Annotated in this window: 5 protein-coding genes and 1 pseudogene; 3 read left to right on the top strand and 3 right to left on the bottom strand. The window is 61.2% G+C overall.

Annotated elements, in window-relative coordinates:
- The first annotated feature begins 1,180 nt into the window (after window positions 1-1,180).
- Window positions 1,181-1,753, top strand: a complete 573-nt coding sequence (locus tag BN1233_RS28350) for an HdeD family acid-resistance protein (RefSeq protein WP_046867015.1) — start codon at window positions 1,181-1,183, stop codon at window positions 1,751-1,753.
- A gap of 250 nt (window positions 1,754-2,003) precedes the next feature.
- A complete protein-coding gene (locus BN1233_RS28345; protein ID WP_046867014.1) occupies window positions 2,004-2,312 on the top strand; it encodes a hypothetical protein in 309 nt (102 codons plus the stop codon).
- 49 nt (window positions 2,313-2,361) lie between these two features.
- Here BN1233_RS28345 and BN1233_RS28340 read toward each other — a convergent pair whose 3' ends face one another.
- Window positions 2,362-2,886 carry a hypothetical protein gene (locus BN1233_RS28340; RefSeq protein ID WP_147707610.1) on the bottom strand — a complete coding sequence of 175 codons (525 nt, stop codon included), beginning with the start codon at window positions 2,884-2,886 and terminating at the stop codon, window positions 2,362-2,364.
- Window positions 2,887-2,898: 12 nt separating this feature from the next.
- Here BN1233_RS28340 and BN1233_RS28335 point away from each other — a divergent pair, with 12 nt between their 5' ends.
- Complete coding sequence (locus BN1233_RS28335) at window positions 2,899-3,252, top strand: LuxR C-terminal-related transcriptional regulator (RefSeq protein ID WP_052763963.1); 354 nt, start codon at window positions 2,899-2,901, stop codon at window positions 3,250-3,252.
- Between the two features lie 280 nt (window positions 3,253-3,532).
- On the opposite strand, the pseudogene BN1233_RS51240 reads toward BN1233_RS28335, so the two are convergent.
- Together BN1233_RS51240 and BN1233_RS28325 are read right to left on the bottom strand one after the other, a co-directional pair.
- Window positions 3,533-4,089, bottom strand: a pseudogene (locus BN1233_RS51240) (flavin reductase family protein).
- Between the two features lie 27 nt (window positions 4,090-4,116).
- Window positions 4,117-4,369 (bottom strand): TOBE domain-containing protein (locus BN1233_RS28325; protein ID WP_048710037.1); only part of this gene is annotated, 253 nt, incomplete at its 5' end.

Genomic DNA, 4,369 nt, shown 5'->3' with positions numbered 1-4,369 from the left:
CCCTCGCGGGACATGATCGGACCTCAGCTGCGCGCCGGCGAGACAAGAACTTATCACACAACCAAGGCAAAGCTGCGATTGTCAACGCTAGCCGCCATCATCGACCTCAAAGCTGTAACCCTTGAAACGAGACGGCCTGCCGGCTCGAGTGACCGCTGCGTAAACCCTCCCCATCGACCACCATTTTGGTCGCGCGGCCCTTACCGGACGCGTAACCCCAGCCAGTGGCAGGATGACCAATATGGAGAGGCTGTGGCAGGTTGATCACGCCATTCGCCACGCCTGGCACCGGACAAAGCCACTTTCGCATGCTGTCGAGTTGCACGTTATCTTACCTGATCGGACGAGCACCCGATTTCCAAGATGGTCCAGCAGGCGAAGCTGATGCTTGACCACCGCGCGCCAATGTTATGCCTTTGCTGGCGTAATTCGCGGAAGGCGCTCTGTTAAAACCGACGATGCGATGCATCTCATCAAGCTCCATTCGAGCGGACTTCACTGCGTACACTCTGGCAGGCGGAAGGGCTTGGCGTACCTGGCCAGTTCTTCAGGACGAGCGCAGACGGGGAACCCCGCCTTGCGCATAAGCTCCCGAATTTGGTCTTCTCCGCACCGCTGAAGTCCGATCGGCTGAGCCAGCCTTGGATGGTCAGGCTTGGATGACGGGCCATCGTGTCCGCGACTGCGACCCGGGCTTCCTCCAGACGTCCCAGAGCGGCATAGCTCGAAGCACGCTGCAACCATCTCCCCAGAGTGCGACTGTCCGCAGGCTGCCGCTCCACCATCCGCAATGCATCCTCATATCGACCGACCGCGAAGTAGGCGCTTCGGAACCGATTGGCGGCTCCAATGCCGAAGTTTGGGTTTAGCCGGATCGCCCGGTCAACAGCTTGCGCTCCGCGCTCCGGCTGGCCAAGCGTGCCGGCCACCGCTCCAAAGGCCGCCACGATGGCGGCATTATCAGGATTGAGGCGCAGCGCTTCGTCGAACTCCGCTGCGGCGCGAGAGAAGTCACCTTCCTTCAATGGCGTCGCAAGTATGGCAGCCGGCGCTCCGGTCAAGTTTGTGGTAAACAGGTGAAAGCGAATGTGTCGGAAAGGCTCACACTGCTTGCCGCCCATCGTTACCTGTCAGGCGAATGGGAACGGTTGCCACCGACCAGAACTGGAGGAAGGAAGCCATGACCATGTCGTTGGATGCCGCCGCGGAGGTCTTTCGCGAAGCAATGCGGGAGACCGTCAAGCGATACTCGCTATGGTATCTGATCGAAGGTGTGCTGCTGATGGCGGCCGGGATCCTGGCGGTGATCTATCCTGTGATTTCGTCGGTAGCGGTCATCGTCCTGCTCGGGTGGCTGCTGATCATCAGCGGTGTTCTGCAAGGCCTCAGCTTGGTCGGCACGCGACATGTGCCTCATTTCTGGCTGCAGCTCATCTCCGTCATCCTCGCTGTGCTGATCGGCTTTTTGTTCCTGCGAGACCCTGAGCAGGGGCTGCTGACCATTACCCTCCTTCTGATTGTCTTCTTCATGATCGAGGGCATCTCGAAGGTTGTTTTCGCGCTTACGATCCGACCATTCCCAAACTGGGGCTGGGTCTTGGGGAGCGGGCTCGTCGGGATTCTTCTTTCGCTGATTTTGTGGACCAGCCTCCCGGTGGCGGCGGTGTGGCTGATCGGTCTCCTGCTCGGGATTCAACTGATCAGCGTGGGTGCGGCGATTGCATACCTCGCTTGGGAGGTGCGGCGGAGTTGACCCTTCAGACAGGGCGCCTTCCATTCAAAATCTCTCAGCTCAGCCGAAGTCACGAAATATTAACCGTATAGCAACAATGTTACGGCAGCCGTCGCGATTGTCAGGCAGCTGTACGGCTAATCCTCCTGGAGGGCGAAGCATAGAGTTCCCGTATCCTCATGCGCGACGCGAGAGCAGTTGGGGCATTGCGGCAATGCCATCCGTGCTATGATGAACCCGGCTCCGGGGCATTCTCACAGAGGAGGACCCGATGTACGCCGTCATCCGCAAATTCAACAGCATGCGCGACGTCGAGGAGGCCGGGCGCCGTGCCGAGGCGGCACTCGTGCCCATGATGCGCTTGGTGCCGGGATTCATGTCCTACTACGTCATCAATGCCGGGAACAATGTCGGCGCGTCGGTCAGCCTTTTCGAGAACCGGGAAGCTGCCGAGCAGGCTCAGCAGCAAGCGATGGCCTGGATCAAGCAGAACCTTGGCGATCTAATCGAAGGTGAGCCGGAGGTCACGGCCGGGGACGTGCTCGTGGTTGCTACGAGGAAGCCAGAACCCGTGATTTAGGTCCCCTCCCCTCATCGGTAAGTTATCCCGAGCGACGTCCCCTGTCCGATCAGAAGCTGTTGCTCGTGTGGCTCGCTGCCTCGGCCTCGTCGTGCGCCTCGAAGCGCTGTGTGCCACCGTGTCTCCGGGGTGCCGGGCGCCAGTTCTGGGGCTCCTGCGGGCGCCGGTTGGATCCAGGATGCCATTGCCGTGTCTGGGCAGGACCAGTTGTCTGGCGGCCAATCAGCCAGCCCAGGGCACAGCCCAGAGCCCCGACGGCAATCATGGTGGCGAGCGGATGCTCCTGTACGGGCCTCCGCATGGCCTCAGTGCCCTGCCGGTAGTAGCGCTCGGCCTCGGGCCAGTGCCGCCGGCCCTGCTCCATGTACGACTGGCCGCGCCTGTAGAGGTCGCGAGCGGGTCCGGTGACGTGATCCGCCCTGGACCGAGCGGCGTCCCCGGCTTCTGTCTCGAGGCCCTCGCCGGGTGGGATGGGAGCGTCCTTCAGGTCGTCGGGCTCGCATTCCGCGGCGACACTCTTCGAGGCTGATGTCGTCCAGGCGGGCGGATCGCTTGCCGGGAAGCTGTCATCCACCGTGTCATCGACGTGCCGCTGGCCGTCCACGTGATGAAAGCCGGTGCGGTCGATTTTCTGGAAAAGCCGTTCAGTGATGATCGCTTCCTGGAGGTGGTTCGATCGGCCATCCGCGCGTCACAGGATAGACCCGTCGAGAGCGAAGAAGTTCGCGCGGTGAAGGCGCTCATAGAAGCGCTGTCCGAGCGCGAGAGCCAGGTCTTTCAGGGACTGGTCGAGGGCAAGGCCAACAAAGTGATCGCGCACGATCTGGAGATCAGCCCCCGCACGGTGGAGATCTATCGTGCCAATGTAATGAACAAGCTGAAAGCAAAGAGTCTTTCCGAGGTCATTCGCATGGCGCTGCTCGTGCAGAACCGTGGATGAAGGTGCAGATGTCTGCTGGGTCCGAAGCAATGCAATTGCCGGCTACGCTCGCGAATTCTTAGCCTCCAGCAAGGGCCGAGCCCTTCATGAGCCAGACGCGCGTCGACGCGCAGAAGGATCGGGTTTTGGAGCCGTGCCAAGCGGTGCATATATGCCGTCATAACGAAACCCGTGACGCTCAACAGGCCGGCCCAGGGCAGGCCATGCCCGTAGGCCACCTGGTGTCTACCGCTCGTCAACAGTGGAAAGGTCAGGGAAAATTCGCTCGAAGGAAACGGTTTTAGGCAATCGCTCGGGCCGCTTGGATGTAAGCACCGCGGCAATAGATTAGGGGATTGCGGTCCTCAGCACAGCGGTCAACGCGCTCAACCCGACCAATAAAGAGATCATGATCGCCGACGGTATGAACAGTCTCGACAACGCATTCAAGGCGTGCCAGGCAGCCTGGAATGAGGGCACTCCTCGCAGTCCTGATTCAGTCGGCAGTCCGTCGAACTTGTTTGCCTGGCTCGAATCAGCAAAGCGTCGCGACAGATCCTCCTGAGCCGCGGCGAGCACGTCGATCGCGAAATACGGGATCTCCAGGAAAACGCCTCGGTTGGGACTTGATGATCTAAGACTCCACAATACCAGCGGCGGATCGAGCGATAGGGAATTGAACGAATTTACGGTTAGGCCCACTTGGCGACCACTGCGGGCTCGGGTTGTCACGATAGCAACACCAGTCGCAAAGCAGCCGAGTGCCTTTAGGAGTTCGACCAGCGCCGCTTTCGGAATTGCTGGCGCCTCACAAAATGCTGTCACCGGGTGCAGTGCCCTCAAAGGTACGAGGCCCATCCTCATCAAGGTTGCCCCTGCTGAGATTCACTGCAGCCGCCGCCCGGATTTTTCGTCGAAGAGGTGGACGAGGCGCGGGTCGGGGGCGACGTGGATCGTCTCGCCCGGCCGGGCGGTGATCCGCTCCCGGAACACGCAGATGACCTCCTGGTCGCCGAGGCGCGCCACGACCTGCGTCTCCGAGCCGGTGGGCTCGACCACGACGACCGTCGCGGGGATCCCGCCGTTCCCCAGGGCGAAGTGCTCCGGCCGCACGCCATAGATCGCGGCGCGGCCCTCC

It is taken from the genome of Microvirga massiliensis, assembly GCF_001006805.1.
GTDB lineage: Bacteria > Pseudomonadota > Alphaproteobacteria > Rhizobiales > Beijerinckiaceae > Microvirga > Microvirga massiliensis.
The sequence above is the reverse complement of the archived record's forward strand: the minus strand, read 5'-3'. Positions and strand labels throughout refer to the sequence as shown.

Excerpts from the sequence above, each read along its gene's own strand:
- BN1233_RS28345 (WP_046867014.1), top strand. The coding sequence starts at position 2,004 with ATGTACGCCGTCATCCGCAAATTCAACAGCATGCGCGACGTCGAGGAG.
- BN1233_RS28350 (WP_046867015.1), top strand. The coding sequence starts at position 1,181 with ATGACCATGTCGTTGGATGCCGCCGCGGAGGTCTTTCGCGAAGCAATG.